The sequence below is a fragment of the Listeria aquatica genome (genome assembly GCF_014223975.1).
In the GTDB taxonomy this organism is placed as follows: Bacteria; Bacillota; Bacilli; order Lactobacillales; family Listeriaceae; genus Listeria; species Listeria aquatica.
In genome coordinates, this window is record NZ_JAARRM010000001.1 from 1143934 (window position 1) to 1158220 (window position 14287).

The following is a 14287-nucleotide window of genomic DNA, read 5'->3' on the forward strand; positions in this document are numbered from 1 at the left end:
ACTCCCCTTTTTAAATCGGTCCTAGCAGGTCAGGTTTAGAAAAATGCCCGCTGAATATCGTTCCATGTTACAAGAATCATTAGTATCATTAACAAAGCGAAGCCAACAAAATGAATAATCCCTTCTTTTTTCGGATCTACTGGCTTCCTGCGAATTAATTCATATAGGAAGAACAGTAAACGCCCCCCGTCTAGTGCAGGAAGTGGTAGCAAGTTTACAATCCCAAGATTGATACTTAAAACAGCCGTCCAGTTTAATAACGTTAAGAATCCATAACTAACAACTTGTTCCGTACTCGTGTAAATGCCAACAGGACCGTTAAGCATATCGAGCGAAAAGCCACCTGTAATCATTTTTCCAAGAACGTCAAAAATTTGATGAATCCAGTTCCAAGTGTTTGTAAAGCCGTAACTAATTTTAGCACCAAATGAATCTTTGATTGGGTTTTCTACACCAATTTTCCCAACGGCTTCTCCCTGAACTTTTTGTTTTTCAGGCGTCACTTTAACATCTTGTTTTTTTCCATCCCGTTCAATTTTAAACGTTAAGTTTTTATCAGGATTTTCCGAGACTTTACCAACAATTTCTGCCCAAGAATCCGTTTTGGTTCCAGAAATGGAGAGAACTTTGTCCCCTTCTTTAAGTCCCGCCTCAGCAGCTGGACTGTCTTTCACAACATTTCCAAGTGTGTTTTCTGTTGAAGCTACACCTCCTTGGATAAAAGCAAGTGCTGTGAAAATCAAAATCGCTAAAATAAAATTAAAAAGCGGTCCAGCAAAAATAGTTGCCGCTCGTTTTCCAAGCGACTTAGCGCCAAAAGTGCGGTCATATGGAACGACTTGCGTCTCGATTTTTCCGTCCACAACAACTGCATCACGCGCAACCTGATAGCGAACCTTTTTCGATTCATCGTAGTCTTCAAAGCCTTCAATGAACAACTCTTTTTCAAGATCTGCTTTTGAAACTTCAAATGGTTGAGCATTCACATATTGGTCTTTTCCGTTCACAATAATTTTTGTTACCGTTTCATCTTTTGATAATTCAAGACCTACACGGTAACCTGGTTTTAATTCTAATTCTTCACCGTCTTCACCAGCCATTCGTACGTAACCACCAATGGGTAGCAAGCGAATTGTATATTGTGTTTCTTTCTTTTTGTAAGCAAAAATTTTCGGTCCAAAACCGATCGAAAAATCACGCACCAAAATACCAGAACGTTTTGCAAGCAAAAAATGCCCTAATTCGTGAAAGAAAACGATGAGTCCGAAGACGAAAATAAATGCAATAATCGTTGTCAAATTAATTTCACCTCTATAAAAGTGTTTTTACGTATGCCCTTGTTTCTTGATCGACCTGCAAAATCGTATCCAGTGACGGCGCTTGAATCACATTCTGCATATGATGATTCATGGCATTCTCTACCACTGCCTCAATATTGTTAAAATCAACCTGCCCATTTAAAAAACCGGCAACAGCAATTTCATTCGCCGCATTTAAAACGGTCGGCATCGTTCCACCTATTTTACCAGCGTTGTATGCTAATTTCAATGCCCTAAATCGATCGTAGTCCACTTCTTCAAAATGAAGTGTTCCAATTTTAGCCAAACTGAATGGTTCACTAAATGTAATGTTGGACCGGTCCGGATAAGTGAGCGCATATTGGATCGGAATACGCATATCTGGCGCTCCAAGTTGTGCGATCATACTCCCGTCAATATATTCAACAAGCGAGTGCACAATGCTTTCTCGGTGGATCACGACATCAATGTCTTCATAATCCATATCATAAAGCCAGTGTGCCTCAATTACTTCAAGGCCTTTATTGAACATCGTAGCCGAATCGATTGTTAACTTATTTCCCATGTTCCAGTTCGGGTGGTTTAACGCTTCTTTCACTGTAACGTGTTTAAGCTCTTGACGTGTCTTGTCCCGGAAACTTCCACCACTAGCCGTAATGATCAATTTGGAGACATTTTCGCGTTTTTCACCATTTAACGCTTGGAAAACAGCAGAATGTTCACTATCAACAGGGAGAATATCTACCCCTTTTTTTCGTGCAGCTGCTATGACTAGGTGTCCAGCTGTAACAAGTGTTTCTTTATTTGCAATCGCGATTTGTTTTCCGGCTTCAATCGCGTCAAGCGTCGGCAAAAGTCCAACACTTCCAATCACAGCACTCAGCAAAACATCGCCCTCCGGAAAAGCTGCAATGGCACGTAGACCTTCCATTCCTGAATAAAAACGAACGTCAGGAAACTCGGGTTTTAGCTTCTCTACATCTCGTTTACTTTGAACGGATACAGCTTTTGGCTTGAACTCTTGAATAATTTTACGTCCCAGTGTAACATTCCGGCCAAAAGATAGCGCAGTAATTTCAAAAAGTTCTGGATGTTCCCTTACAATTTCCAGTGTCTGCGTTCCGATTGACCCGGTTGCACCTAATAAATTAATTTTCTTCATGGCTTCATCTCCATTAAATGATTTGCAGTATATGTAATAGCGGTAAGACAAACAATAAACTGTCAAAACGGTCTAAAATCCCACCGTGTCCTGGTAAAATCTTTCCAGAATCTTTCACACCATAAAAACGTTTGAGTGCAGACTCAACAAGATCGCCAAGTTGCCCGAAGATAGAAAGCACAATTAAAGCGAGTATGACTAAACCGATGTTCCCGCTTAAATTCATCAAGTAGAAAAAGCCTCCAGCGATAATAATAGCCGAAACGATTCCACCGATAAAGCCTTCTACCGTCTTATTGGGACTCACGTGTGGTGCAAGTTTATGCTTCCCAAACTGACGTCCGATAAAATAAGCACCTGTGTCAGTTGACCAAACGATGAGAAGTGCAAATAAAACGTAGTAAAGCCCCGCATCACGGGTTAAAGCTAAATAATGAAAACCTATTCCTACATAGAAAGAAGCAAGAACGGCAATCCCCGCTTGGTCAAAGTGAAACTTGTTTTTTGAAAAAACGGTATAAGAAAGCAAAATCGCAATCCCAATAAAGATTAGTTCAATTACAGAAAGCCCGATTTTATCAAGCCAAGTTAAATAGTTCTCAGGAACAACAACGAGCCAAGTTAACAGCATGGTGACAATGCCATTCACTGAAAAAAGCGATTGCTTCGTCATTACGAGAATTTCATACACGGCAATGGATGCGAGTAAAATACTAATCAGTTCAAATGTTACCCCGCCAATAACAACGAAGGGGATAAAAATAATAAGCGCCACAATGGCTGTAATAATTCTTGTTTTCACCTTTTTTCCTCCCTAAAGCCCACCAAATCTGCGTGACCGATTTTGATAGTCAATCATCGCCTCTAAAAAGTCTTCTTCTGTAAAGTCTGGCCAGTGAACATCTGTAAAGTAAAACTCACTGTAAGCCAATTGCCAAAGCATAAAATTGCTAAGCCGAAGCTCACCACTCGTTCGAATCAACAAATCTGGATCTCCAAGACCATTTGTCATTAAATGCTTTTCGATATCCGTTTCTGTGATTTCTTCCGCTTTTTTCCCAGCCTTTTCAAGCTCACAAATCGCTTCTTTCATCGCCGTCACAATTTCTGCTCGCGACCCGTAATTCAAGGCAAAATTAAGCACAAGACCCGTACAATGCTTGGTATCTTCAATCGCCTTTTCTACAGCACGAAGTGTGTGTAGCGGTAAATTATCTCGATATCCCATGACATTGACCTTGACATTTTCCTGAATGAGTTCTGGAACAAAAGTATCGAAAAACTCAACAGGTAATTTCATCAAGAAGTCTACTTCATCTGTCGGACGCTTCCAGTTCTCAGTTGAAAAAGCATAAAGCGTTAGAACTTCAATGCCCATTTCATTTGCATAGCGCGTGATTTTCTTAACCACATTCATGCCTTCCTTATGACCCGCAATACGCGGTAAAAACCGCTTTTTGGCCCATCTCCCATTGCCATCCATGATAATCGCAACGTGTTTTGGAAGTGGAAGTTCGGGTGATAATTCACCATCTATAAAATTTTCATTTTGTCGAAAGAGCTTCTTAAACATTTTAAATCCTCCAATAGAAATGCCACTACTCTGCGCATGTCTATACCTATAATACCAAAAAACGCCCGATTAATGTACTAAAATTTACATGTGATTCATGAGATTTCCATGAGAAAATCGGTTTGGTTAGGATACAAAAGAAAAGCACCCCTCCCCTTCCTAAAGTAGAAGAAAAGGAATGCTTTTTGTCATTAATTTAAACTTCCATGATTTCCGCTTCTTTTTCTTTAGCGATTTCATCGATTTTTTGAATGCTTACATCCGTTAACTTTTGTACATCATCTCCGTAAGTTCGCAAGTCATCTTCTGTGATTTCGCCAGCTTTTTCGAGTTTTTTAAGTTCATCATTTGCATCGCGGCGCACATTACGCACCGCAACTTTTGCTTCTTCTGCTTCTTTTTTCACTTCTTTTGCAAGTTCGCGGCGACGTTCTTCCGTTAGTTGCGGGATAGTAAGTCGAAGCACAGAACCATCATTATTTGGTGTTAAACCAAGATCTGATTTTAAAATCGCTTTTTCAATATCTTCAAGGGCATTTTTATCAAAAGGTGTGATAAGTAGCATCCTAGCTTCTGGAACACTGATCCCAGCAATTTGATTAAGCGGAGTTGGTGCACCATAATAATCTACTTGAACACGATCTAAAATCGATGCATTCGCACGTCCAGCACGAATTTGACCCAACGCACGAGATAAAGCCTGCTCAGACTTTTCCATTTTTTCCTGTGAATTTTGCAAAACTTCTTTACTCATTGATTTATTTCCCCCTTACAGTTGTTCCGATTTTTTCACCAAGAACGACACGTTTAATATTGTTTTCAGTTTCAGCAAATGAAAATACGATCAGCGGAATATCGTTATCCATGCTAAGCGACGAAGCCGTTGAATCCATTACCTGCAATCCTTCTTTAATCACATCGAGATAAGAAAGCTCATCATATTTTTTCGCCGTATTATCAATGCGAGGATCGGCACTATACACCCCATCCACATTGTTTTTAGCCATTAAAATGACATCTGCTTCAATTTCAGCTGCACGAAGCGCTGCAGTTGTATCTGTAGAGAAATACGGGTTCCCTGTTCCGCCAGCAAAAATGACTACACGCCCCTTTTCAAGATGACGAATAGCTTTTCGTCTAATATACGGTTCAGCAATTTGACGCATATCGATCGAAGTTTGCACACGCGTTGCCACCCCAATATTTTCTAATGAATCTTGAAGTGAAAGTGAGTTCATTACAGTTGCAAGCATACCCATGTAATCCGCAGCTGCCCGGTCCATGCCCATTTCACTTCCAAGGCGTCCGCGCCAGATGTTCCCACCACCGACAACAACAGCTACTTCCACACCTAATTCAACTACTTCTTTTACTTGTTTAGAAATCGCATTGACGATATTCGGACTAATTCCAAAACCATCCGAACCCGCAAGCGCTTCACCACTCAATTTTAAAACAACACGTTTATATTTTGGGGTATTCATAATGACCTCCACACCTTTATTCTAGTTCATGATAAAAGAGTTTTTTATCCACCAGTATTCATTTTACTAAAAAACCAGCAATTACAAAAGTATTTTCTATGAAAAAGCCAAAAAAGTTCTATTTCACTAATTTCAAATGAAGAATCGGATAAGGTCTTCCTTGTCCATCTTTTTCACTTGTAGCATGAACTCTAAACCCATTTTTCTCATAGAATTTCCGTGCCGCTCCATTTTGCAGATTCACATCAACAAAAAAAATTCCTTCTTTTTCAATTAATTCCTGTAAAATTGCCGTGCCATAACCTTTTCCTCTAAACCTTGGAGAAAGGAAGAACATTTCTAATCGTTTCACTGCATGTCCTGTAAATCCGATTATTTCTCTCTCTGCCTCCCAGAAGTAAATTTCTAAGCTAGGAAAAAAAGAGGGTATCTCCTCTCGCAGTGCGTCAAAGTCATCGTTTTTCAAAAAGGCATGCGTTGCCTTTACAGACTCCTCCCAAATAGAAAGCAAAACAGGATAATCTGCTCCGGTAGCTCGTACTTTATTCACCCAATCACCTCAAAATCATCCTTTTGTTTGCATTTAGCTTAACAGACTGAGTAAAAAGCGCAAGTATAAAAGTTAATTCCTTACTAAAAAATCGGCACTTTTAAATGCAACAAAAACCCATCATTCATCTGAACAATGGGTTTTTACAAACAAAATTTATAAATCTCGCAAAGCATTATTTGTATTTTTAAAAGTGCCATTAGCCGCTTTACTCCATTTCCCCTGCACGGAGCTTGAAAAAGAATCCAAATATTTTTCACTCGATGAATGAACTTTTTGAACCGCTTCTTTCTCCATTTCTTTTACTACTTGTTTCTGCGTTTCAGAAGTCGCTTTACTGTGGGAAGCTGTAAAAAAGTGGATTAATGATTTTTCAGCTTTCTTTTTTACATCTTCTAACCCTTTCGTTACAGTGTCAATCATGAACGCTCTCCTTCCTTCTTAGTGCGGGAATGTTCTTCCTCATAACGAGTTTTTTCCATATTGTATTCTCGCGTAGTTTGTTCGATTTCCTCTTCCAGTTCACGGGCTTGTTTTTTTACGAGACAACTGCCTTCTTCATGAGCTTTTGAAAGAATGGAGTAGCCCTGCCTCATGGGTAGTATTTGTTCGAAATCATAATGAGACGCGACATATCTAAACCGGTCTGCCAGATCATCTAAGCCCTTTTCAAATTCTCTGTTTTGAAAATGAATTTCCTCGAGGATTTCTTCTTGTTTTTTATGAGTGCTTATATATTCTTGTTTCATTTCTTCAAGACGTCTTTGAGAAGAAAAATTCATCTTACGCACTTCCAATCTGCTGAGCGAGCTCTTGATCATTTTGTAACTGTTCAGCGATAGCGTGCTTAATATTGTTAATTAATTCATCATACTCTTTTTGAATGGCTGTTAACTTGGTTAATTTTTTCTGGTATTTCGCTTTAGGTTTCGTTCGAATACTCGCTTCTGTAGCTCCACCACTTGCCAGCGCATCCAATCTTTCGGATTCTGAAAGGGAGGTTCCAATCGTCCGAGCATCTTTTAAAGTATCTCGCCACAAATCATCGGCATTATCAATTGCTTTCTTATAGGTCTTTTGAAGTTCATTCATATCATATTGAATGGTCATCTTCACGCCTTGTGTCAAAGCCAAAGCTTCGGCGGCATCTAAAAAGATTTTTTCCGAGTCAGATAAGTTCCCACCACTTTTAGCAAATATTTTCTTCAAATCTTCAAGACCATCGAGTTTTTCTCTTGTATTATTTTTGGCTAGTGCCGCATAACCTTTTGCATCGGTTAACACATTGCCTTCTTTATCATATTGATAGCCGCCCCACATGTGTTGTTTGCCTATATCATTCATATCTTTAGAATCAATGGCAATTAATTGCCCGACATTTTCTTTATAAGCTCCATACCCTATCGTAACTGGGTCTTTAAAATCCACATAATTATAAATCTTTCCCCGTAACGCTTCAGCCATTTTCTTTTGTTCAGGTGTCAAAAGGGAATAGGCATTGGGGCCCTCATATAGATAAGCTCCACCAATTCGCGAAGCCTCTTTTTCATTAATATCAGAAAGTGCATATTGGGCCGTCATTGAACCTAACGAATGGGCATAAACATAGTGTTTCGCATTGGGATAGTTATTTAGTGAATTTTTCAGTGTTTTGGCAGCAGATTTTAATTGCGGTGTTACAACTCTTCCGCCTGTATGCGTAAAAATTTGTGTAGCAGAAGGGATATCATTCTCTAGCCAGTCTTTCCAAACGTCCAAAGGCTCTTTTTTCCATTGATCAATACCTGTTGAACCTCTATACAAAACTGTAACTTCTGTAACCTTTTCTCTTTTGGTCAATGAAGCATTGGGTGAGACAGTTTTCTTTGTATTGGTTATAATATATGCTTGTTCACCAGTTATCTTATTGTCAATTACTTGTGAGACAATGCCTATACTTTTTCGAGACTTTCCATCTTCGCTATCAATTGTAATTTCTTCGCCCTCACTCCAATTTTTATATTCTTGTTTCGCAATATTTATTCTATCAATATCATTATAGGACCTACTCATTAATTTCACCACGCCTACCTAATTTTTCAGATAGTTTTTCGGATAACCCAACTCCACCTGCACGTAACTCTCCGTTATATTTATCGATATCAAAATTTGCAGTTAAATCCTTATCCCCATTGATCTCTAAGATTACATTTATTCCACCCATAGGATTATGTTCAATACTTTTATCTTCAATTTTATAACTTTTAATAATCCCTTGATGAGTTAAAGCATTTTTATCAAACTCTTTCAGATTCTTTTCAAATACCTCTTTTGCTTCTTTACCATATACAACCTCTTTCATGTCTTCATCCAACTTTTTGTTATCCATATACATCTTCCCTCCAACAATTGCTACAACTGCAATAATGATGACAATAAGCGAAATAAAAATAATCCAGCCCTTTTTCATCTCATCCCTCCATCTAGTCTTTTCTCTATTTAACAAAAATGCCTCTTAAAGTATACAATAAGAGGCACTTTTTTGAAATTAAAATCCAAAGTTTTGAGAAAGTTGTTGATCTTGTTCTTCCACAGCACTGGCTGTTTTTTGAAGTTGTTGTTCAATTTGATCCATCAAGTTCGCAAATTCCGTTACTTTTGGTTTTAATTGATTGAACTGGTCATCAAAACGTGCAAAAGCTTGTCCTTCCCATTCACTCCGAAGTTGTTCTTGGGTTTGGGATAAGCGTTGTAACATTTGCTCGATATCCCGTGCGCTTGTGCCGTAGGTTTTCGCACGGTCACGCAATTCTGCCGGGGTCATTCTGATTTGTCCTGACATGACATTCATCTCCTCTTTATGTATTGTTTTCTTGCAAGTATAATATACCATATTTTAGAAATGAAATTGTGTCAATTTAATGAACTTTTTAGCGATGCCCATACAAAAAGGCCTCACTCTTTAAGTGAGACCCATCTGACTTCTCTTTTGGAACCATTCAAAATAACATACCTCTAAAACCTCGGAAAGTTTTTCCGACATTTCGTAATCGCAGTACTCGTCCCTAGCAGAACTTCCATTTTGATGGTTCTTTTCTTAATTTCATAATAATTCTTAAGTAAGGAAAAAGCAAGTCTATTTTTCATTTAAACATCTCTCAAAAATAAAAAAGCCTTGCCCACAAGGGCAAGGCAATTCTATTTATTTAAAGGTTCCATACTTGTCCGCATTTTTACTATTATCTGCACTAGCTTGTCCAGCACATGCCCAAGCTAAACGACCAATCGAGCGCATGTACTGTACCCACACGTAACCATCACTCCTTTGTCACACAAGCGACACTTGCTGGAGCCAATCAAGCAGATGTCCAACAATTTGTGGGGCACAAAAATTTGTCTATGACGGATTATTATACGCACTCAACTAAACAAGGCACAAGTCAGCTAGTCGATATAATTAGCGAACAATTGACAGACAAATAAAAATCCCCGAATGATTTCATTTTTATTGCTTTTAGTTGATTTTGAAAAAAATAAAAACCCGCTATTACCAACGAATAGCGGGTTTTAAAAATCATTAAAAATCAAAATTTCTTACTGGTCTTTTTTCACTTGGCTCATAACTTCTTCAACAAAGTTATCTTCTTTTTTCTCGATTCCTTCGCCAACTTCGAAACGTACAAACGATTCAACAGTTGCACCATGTTTTTTCGCAAATTCACCAACTGTCACATCAGGATCCTTAACAAATGGTTGATCAAGAAGGGAGATGTCACTTAACCATTTCTTCAAGCGACCTTCTACCATTTTTTCAACAATATTTTCAGGTTTTCCTTCATTTAAAGCTTGTTGTGTTAATACTTCTTTTTCATGTGCAAGTTCATCTGCATCTACATCATCACGAGAAATGTATTTTGGATTAATCGCAGCAATGTGCATTGCAATATCTTTTGCAACAGCAGAATCAGTTGTACCGTTAAGAAGAACTACAACACCAATACGTCCATTCATGTGAATATATTCACCGAACGCACAGTTCTCACTTTTTTCAGTGATGTCAAAACGACGAAGTGAAATGTTTTCACCAATTTTTGTGATTGCTTCTGTAATATATTCTTGAACAGTCACACCGTCTTCAATTTCAGTTTTAAGCGCATCTTCAAGACTCGCTGGACGAACTGCTAACAAGTGGTTTGCAAGTTTTTCAACAAGTTCTTTAAAGTTGTCGTTTTTCGCTACAAAGTCTGTTTCAGCGTTAACTTCAAGAACAATCGCATGTTTTTCATTACTTACTACATGAGTCATTCCTTCAGAAGCAATTCGGTCAGATTTCTTCGCAGCTTTTGCAATTCCTTTTTCACGTAAAAGATCGATTGCTTTTTCCATGTCGCCGTCAGTTTCAACTAACGCTTTTTTACAATCCATCATTCCAGCGCCTGTTTTTTCACGCAATTCTTTTACCATTTGAGCTGTGATATTTGCCATTTTTTATTTCCCTCCAATAAAGTACTTTTAAAAAAGGTGATAAGCATATCATCTTATCACCTTTTTGTGTGTTTTAACAAAATTAAGCTTCTGTTGTTTCTTCAGTTTCAGTTGTTTCTTCAACTTGAGTTTGTTCAACAGCCGCTTCTACGTTTTCTTCACCTTGGTTCACTTCAATGATTGCATCAGCCATTTTTGCAGTAAGCAATTTAACAGCACGAATTGCATCATCATTTGCAGGGATAACATAATCGATTTCATCAGGATCACAGTTAGTATCTACAATACCGATGATCGGAATATTTAATTTGCGAGCTTCAGCAACCGCAATACGTTCTTTACGAGGATCTACGATGAAAAGTGCATCTGGAAGACCCTTCATATCTTTAATTCCGCCCAAGAAACGTTCAAGTTTTTCTTGTTCTTTCTTCAAAAGAACAACTTCTTTTTTAGGAAGAACTTCGAAAGTACCGTCTTCTTCCATTTTTTCAATTTTCTTAAGGTGTTTGATACGTTTTTGGATCGTTTCAAAGTTTGTAAGTGTTCCACCTAACCAGCGGTGATTTACAAAATATTGACCAGAACGTTCTGCTTCTTCTTTTACAGATTCTTGCGCTTGTTTTTTAGTACCGACAAAAAGGATAGTTCCTCCGTCAGCAGCCACTTCACGCATGAAGTTATAAGCTTCGTCTACTTTTTTAACCGTTTTTTGTAGGTCGATGATGTAAATTCCGTTACGTTCCGTAAAGATGTATTTTTTCATCTTAGGGTTCCAACGGCGTGTTTGGTGTCCAAAATGTACACCAGCTTCTAGCAATTGTTTCATTGAAATAACAGGCATGTTATTCCCTCCTATTGGTTTTATTTTGCGGACAGATCCGCCCTCCGTATAGATCATTCAAAGGAAAGACTTAAATTTTAAGCACCCTTTCTTTTGTCACTATACGTGTGTATTAACACTGCCCTTAACTATATCACAATCGGCTTTAGACGTCAATAAATATACGCCTACTGGTTAGCTTCTCTCGAAAGATACAAGCCTAATATAGAAAAAGTAGGATTCCGCTTCATAGGTATGGACACTTCGTACTTCAAATTCCTTTTAACTATTTGTATGTTTCTTATTTGCGATTATCAGTAATAACTCGATTAAAATGAAAATCAATCATTCTCTTTCATTTTTTAATCAAAAAAACAATCGAGCTCATCCGATGAATCGGTCTACTCGATTGTTTTTTGGCTTAATTAGCCACAATATTAACTAATTTTCCTGGAACAGCAATGACTTTACGAATGGTTTTTCCATCCGTTTCAGCTTGAATGCGCTCATTAGCAAGTGCAACTTTTTCAAGTTCATCTTTCGACATTGTTTTAGAAACAATTTCTTTCGCTTTTACTTTTCCATTAACCTGCAAAACGATTTCTACTTCATCTTCTACAAGTTTGCTTTCGTCATATGTCGGCCAAGCTTGATAGGAAATCGATTCGCTGTGTCCGAAGATTTCCCAAATCTCTTCTGCAACATGTGGGGCGATCGGAGCAAGTAGCTGGATAAAGCCAAAAGCATACGTTTTTGGAACTGTTTCAGCTTTATAGGCCTCATTCACAAAAATCATGAGGGCGGAGATTCCGGTATTGAAACGAAGCCCTTCATAATCTTGTGTGACTGTTTTCACCATTTGATGATAGGCTTTTTCAAGCTTTCCATCATTTTCAGAAACTACTTTTTCACTAAGTTGTCCAGCTTCATTTACAAATAAACGCCAAACCCGGTCTAAGAATTTCCGGGCTCCTTCTAGTCCATTTTCACTCCAAGAAATTGAAGCATCAAGTGGTCCCATAAACATTTCATACAGGCGCAAAGTATCCGCTCCATATTTATCTACGACATCATCTGGATTCACCACGTTTCCACGTGATTTCGACATTTTTTCATTGTTCTCCCCGAGAATCATGCCTTGATTAAACAGTTTTTGGAAGGGTTCTTTTGTTGGAACAACGCCAATATCATACAAGAATTTATGCCAGAAACGCGCATAGAGCAAGTGAAGAACCGCGTGCTCAGCCCCGCCGATATAAACATCAACTGGAAGCCATTCGCGAAGCTTTTCTTTATCCGCAATTTCTGTTTGATTGTTTGGATCGATATAGCGGAGGAAATACCAACTTGATCCCGCCCATTGTGGCATCGTATTGGTTTCACGGCGTCCTTTCCTGCCAGAATCATCCACGACGTTTACCCAGTCCTCCAAGTTTGCAAGCGGAGATTCCCCTGTCCCTGATGGTTTAATTTCCGTTGTTTTTGGAAGGAGTAGCGGAAGCTCATCTTCTGGCACAAGTGTTGTTTCCCCGTCTTCCCAGTGAATAACAGGAATAGGTTCTCCCCAGTAACGTTGTCTGCTGAACAACCAATCACGTAAGCGATAAGTGATCTTCCGTGTCCCAAATCCTTCTTTTTCAAGCCAATCAGAAATTGCGCGAATTGCTTCCTCCGTATCCATGCCATCTAGGAAATCAGAATTGACATGGGGACCATCGCCTGAATAAACTTCTTTTTGAACGTCGCCACCTTTTACAACTTCAAGAATCGGCAAGTTGAACTGCTTGGCAAATTCGTGATCGCGTTCGTCGTGCCCCGGCACCGCCATAACAGCCCCTGTCCCGTATTGAATAAGCACATAATCTGCAACCCAAACAGGGATTTTTTGACCTGTCGCAGGATTGACTACATAAGCCCCCGTTGCAACACCAGTTTTTTCTTTTGCTAAATCTGTTCGTTCTAGTTCACTTTTTAGTTCAACTTGCTTTTTATAAGCTTCAACTGCTTCTTTTTGTTCAGCGGTCGTGATTTGCTCTACAAGTTCATGTTCAGGTGCCAAAACCACATAAGTTACCCCGAAAAGTGTATCTGGACGCGTTGTGAAAACTTCAATTTTTTCCTTCCGCCCCTCTAATTGGAAACTAACTTCAGCACCTTCCGAGCGACCAATCCAGTTGCGCTGCATATCTTTGATGCTCTCCGGCCAGTCTACAAGGTCCAAATCATCAATTAAACGATCCGCATATGCTGTAATTTTAAGCATCCATTGCCGCATCGGCTTCCGGTAGACAGGGAAACCGCCACGTTCACTCTTACCATCAATGACCTCTTCATTAGCAAGCACAGTTCCAAGCGCAGGGCACCAGTTAACAGCCACTTCGGCTTCATAGGCCAATCCTTTTTCATACAACTTTTCAAAAATCCACTGTGTCCATTTATAATAGTTTGGATCTGTTGTGTTTAGCTCCCGGTCCCAGTCATAAGAAAAGCCTAGAGATTTAATTTGGCGCTTAAAGTTCGCAATGTTTTGTTCCGTAAATTCCGCTGGATCATTTCCTGTATCAATCGCATATTGCTCAGCAGGAAGACCAAAGGCATCCCATCCCATTGGGTGAAGTACATTATACCCTTGGGCCCGCTTCATTCGTGATAAGATATCCGTTGCCGTATAACCTTCGGGATGCCCAACATGAAGGCCTGCACCTGATGGATACGGAAACATATCTAGCGCATAAAAGTTTTCTTTGGATGCATCCTCAGTGGTTTTAAAGGTCGCCTTGTCATCCCAAATCTTTTGCCATTTCGGTTCAATTTTTTTGTGGTTAAAAGTCATCCTTAATTCTCTCCTTTTTTTCTTTTATTCATAAAACGAAATAAGTCGTCTGAACATGAAACAAAAAGACCTCTCGTCCCATAGCTATAACGGCTATGGGACG

The 14287-nt window shown here is 39.0% G+C and carries 16 protein-coding genes; 1 reads left to right on the forward strand and 15 read right to left on the reverse strand.

Annotation, left to right across the window (positions count from 1 at the left end):
- Window positions 1-35: 35 nt before the first annotated feature.
- From rseP to HB912_RS05660, 12 genes are all read right to left on the reverse strand, one after another.
- Window positions 36-1298 (reverse strand): RIP metalloprotease RseP, encoded by a 1263-nt coding sequence (gene rseP, locus HB912_RS05605; RefSeq protein ID WP_185372744.1) that lies wholly within the window; start codon window positions 1296-1298, stop codon window positions 36-38.
- A 13-nt stretch (window positions 1299-1311) separates the two neighbouring features.
- A complete protein-coding gene (gene dxr, locus HB912_RS05610) occupies window positions 1312-2460 on the reverse strand; it encodes a 1-deoxy-D-xylulose-5-phosphate reductoisomerase (RefSeq protein WP_185372746.1) in 1149 nt (382 codons plus the stop codon).
- A 13-nt stretch (window positions 2461-2473) separates the two neighbouring features.
- Window positions 2474-3262 (reverse strand): phosphatidate cytidylyltransferase, encoded by a 789-nt coding sequence (locus tag HB912_RS05615; RefSeq protein WP_185372748.1) that lies wholly within the window; start codon window positions 3260-3262, stop codon window positions 2474-2476.
- A gap of 12 nt (window positions 3263-3274) precedes the next feature.
- Window positions 3275-4033 (reverse strand): undecaprenyl pyrophosphate synthase, encoded by a 759-nt coding sequence (locus HB912_RS05620; RefSeq protein ID WP_185372750.1) that lies wholly within the window; start codon window positions 4031-4033, stop codon window positions 3275-3277.
- 196 nt (window positions 4034-4229) lie between these two features.
- Window positions 4230-4787 (reverse strand): ribosome recycling factor, encoded by a 558-nt coding sequence (gene frr, locus HB912_RS05625; protein WP_185372752.1) that lies wholly within the window; start codon window positions 4785-4787, stop codon window positions 4230-4232.
- A gap of 4 nt (window positions 4788-4791) precedes the next feature.
- Window positions 4792-5517, reverse strand: a complete 726-nt coding sequence (gene pyrH / locus HB912_RS05630) for a UMP kinase (RefSeq protein ID WP_185372754.1) — start codon at window positions 5515-5517, stop codon at window positions 4792-4794.
- Window positions 5518-5635: 118 nt separating this feature from the next.
- The gene (locus HB912_RS05635) at window positions 5636-6067 is read right to left on the reverse strand and encodes a GNAT family N-acetyltransferase (RefSeq protein ID WP_185372756.1); all 432 of its coding nucleotides are present in this window, start codon (window positions 6065-6067) and stop codon (window positions 5636-5638) included.
- A gap of 156 nt (window positions 6068-6223) precedes the next feature.
- Complete coding sequence (locus tag HB912_RS05640; protein WP_185372758.1) at window positions 6224-6490, reverse strand: hypothetical protein; 267 nt, start codon at window positions 6488-6490, stop codon at window positions 6224-6226.
- On the reverse strand, window positions 6487-6816 hold the full coding sequence (locus tag HB912_RS05645) for a hypothetical protein (RefSeq protein WP_185372760.1): 330 nt from the start codon (window positions 6814-6816) through the stop codon (window positions 6487-6489). Before HB912_RS05645 ends, HB912_RS05640 begins: the two co-directional genes overlap by 4 nt.
- A 34-nt stretch (window positions 6817-6850) precedes the next feature.
- Window positions 6851-8119: a hypothetical protein gene (locus HB912_RS05650; protein ID WP_185372911.1), complete on the reverse strand. Its 1269-nt coding sequence runs from the start codon at window positions 8117-8119 to the stop codon at window positions 6851-6853.
- Entirely contained in the window at window positions 8112-8516 is a 405-nt protein-coding gene (locus tag HB912_RS05655; RefSeq protein ID WP_185372762.1) for a DUF1310 family protein, read from the reverse strand. Before HB912_RS05655 ends, HB912_RS05650 begins: the two co-directional genes overlap by 8 nt.
- A gap of 78 nt (window positions 8517-8594) precedes the next feature.
- Window positions 8595-8888, reverse strand: coding sequence for a WXG100 family type VII secretion target (locus HB912_RS05660; RefSeq protein WP_036071587.1), 294 nt, complete (start codon window positions 8886-8888; stop codon window positions 8595-8597).
- Between the two features lie 422 nt (window positions 8889-9310).
- Here HB912_RS05660 and HB912_RS05665 point away from each other — a divergent pair, with 422 nt between their 5' ends.
- A complete protein-coding gene (locus tag HB912_RS05665) occupies window positions 9311-9529 on the forward strand; it encodes a tyrosine-type recombinase/integrase (RefSeq protein ID WP_185372764.1) in 219 nt (72 codons plus the stop codon).
- Window positions 9530-9640: 111 nt separating this feature from the next.
- Here the strand turns inward: HB912_RS05665 and tsf are convergent, their stop codons facing one another.
- The 3 genes from tsf to leuS form a co-directional block, all read right to left on the reverse strand.
- Window positions 9641-10531 carry a translation elongation factor Ts gene (gene tsf, locus HB912_RS05670; protein ID WP_185372766.1) on the reverse strand — a complete coding sequence of 297 codons (891 nt, stop codon included), beginning with the start codon at window positions 10529-10531 and terminating at the stop codon, window positions 9641-9643.
- 82 nt (window positions 10532-10613) lie between these two features.
- The gene (rpsB, locus tag HB912_RS05675) at window positions 10614-11372 is read right to left on the reverse strand and encodes a 30S ribosomal protein S2 (protein ID WP_036074176.1); all 759 of its coding nucleotides are present in this window, start codon (window positions 11370-11372) and stop codon (window positions 10614-10616) included.
- Window positions 11373-11772: 400 nt separating this feature from the next.
- Window positions 11773-14184, reverse strand: a complete 2412-nt coding sequence (leuS, locus tag HB912_RS05680; protein ID WP_185372768.1) for a leucine--tRNA ligase — start codon at window positions 14182-14184, stop codon at window positions 11773-11775.
- Between the last annotated feature and the right edge of the window lie 103 nt (window positions 14185-14287).

Excerpts from the sequence above, each read along its gene's own strand:
- dxr (WP_185372746.1), bottom strand. The coding sequence starts at position 2,460 with ATGAAGAAAATTAATTTATTAGGTGCAACCGGGTCAATCGGAACGCAG.
- HB912_RS05620 (WP_185372750.1), bottom strand. The coding sequence starts at position 4,033 with ATGTTTAAGAAGCTCTTTCGACAAAATGAAAATTTTATAGATGGTGAA.
- frr (WP_185372752.1), bottom strand. The coding sequence starts at position 4,787 with ATGAGTAAAGAAGTTTTGCAAAATTCACAGGAAAAAATGGAAAAGTCT.
- pyrH (WP_185372754.1), bottom strand. The coding sequence starts at position 5,517 with ATGAATACCCCAAAATATAAACGTGTTGTTTTAAAATTGAGTGGTGAA.
- HB912_RS05640 (WP_185372758.1), bottom strand. The coding sequence starts at position 6,490 with ATGATTGACACTGTAACGAAAGGGTTAGAAGATGTAAAAAAGAAAGCT.
- HB912_RS05645 (WP_185372760.1), bottom strand. The coding sequence starts at position 6,816 with ATGAAACAAGAATATATAAGCACTCATAAAAAACAAGAAGAAATCCTC.
- HB912_RS05650 (WP_185372911.1), bottom strand. The coding sequence starts at position 8,119 with ATGAGTAGGTCCTATAATGATATTGATAGAATAAATATTGCGAAACAA.
- HB912_RS05655 (WP_185372762.1), bottom strand. The coding sequence starts at position 8,516 with ATGAAAAAGGGCTGGATTATTTTTATTTCGCTTATTGTCATCATTATT.
- HB912_RS05660 (WP_036071587.1), bottom strand. The coding sequence starts at position 8,888 with ATGTCAGGACAAATCAGAATGACCCCGGCAGAATTGCGTGACCGTGCG.
- HB912_RS05665 (WP_185372764.1), top strand. The coding sequence starts at position 9,311 with ATGCCCAAGCTAAACGACCAATCGAGCGCATGTACTGTACCCACACGT.
- tsf (WP_185372766.1), bottom strand. The coding sequence starts at position 10,531 with ATGGCAAATATCACAGCTCAAATGGTAAAAGAATTGCGTGAAAAAACA.
- rpsB (WP_036074176.1), bottom strand. The coding sequence starts at position 11,372 with ATGCCTGTTATTTCAATGAAACAATTGCTAGAAGCTGGTGTACATTTT.
- leuS (WP_185372768.1), bottom strand. The coding sequence starts at position 14,184 with ATGACTTTTAACCACAAAAAAATTGAACCGAAATGGCAAAAGATTTGG.